A 705-nucleotide genomic window follows, 5' to 3' on the forward strand; every position below is an offset into this window, starting at 1 on the left:
TGCTGAAACCTACGTCGTTGACTGCGTCAAGTACCGTGGCTGGCGCCGCGTAGTTACTGTCGCTCCAGACTTCCGTGGCTTGTGGGCTATCGATGCGCACATACAAATTGGCGCTGTCGGACAGGCCGTTGGGGTGCACCAGCTGGTAGCTGAACACATCCACTTTGCCGACGCTGGCCGGGCTGCCGTTTGGCGTGTAGGTGTAGCTGCCGTCGCCGCGGATCACCAGCGTGCCGTACAGGCCTTGCACCGTGGTGGCACTGCCGGCCGAGACGTAGCTGCCCCCTTTGAGCACCTGCAGCACCGCGGCGCTGTCCGGGCCCCGCGCATCCACCACGCCATCGGTGCCCACGTCGGTGATGACGTTGCCAGAGGTGGCTGTGCCAGTACCGGTGAACTCGGTCAGGCTGGTGGAGGTGATATCCAGCGAGGTGCTGACATTGGTGATCAGGCCAATGCCGCCGCTGCCCACCGTCAGGCGGTAATCGCCCGCCTGCAGCACCCCGATGTCGACTCGCAGGCCTTGGCCCAACGGCAACAGGATCAGGTCCAGCAAGCCCTGGCTGTTACCGGTGGCCAGCGTGACCCAGGTTCCGCTGGCATTCTTCACCTGCAGGGTGAAGGTGGTGTTGTCCAGCAGGGCCAGTGCACTGCTGGTGGTCAGGGTCAGCGTGGGGTCGGCCGTGGTGCCGGCGGCTACCGTCC

At 65.1% G+C, this 705-nt stretch carries 1 protein-coding gene; it reads right to left on the minus strand.

The features are described 5' to 3' along the window. Positions 1 to 705: BapA/Bap/LapF family large adhesin (locus tag G1E_RS29250; protein WP_047149714.1), on the minus strand; the 705-nt coding region annotated here is incomplete at both ends.

The sequence above is a fragment of the Pseudomonas sp. TJI-51 genome (assembly GCF_000190455.2).
GTDB classification, from domain to species: Bacteria; Pseudomonadota; Gammaproteobacteria; order Pseudomonadales; family Pseudomonadaceae; genus Aquipseudomonas; species Aquipseudomonas juntendi.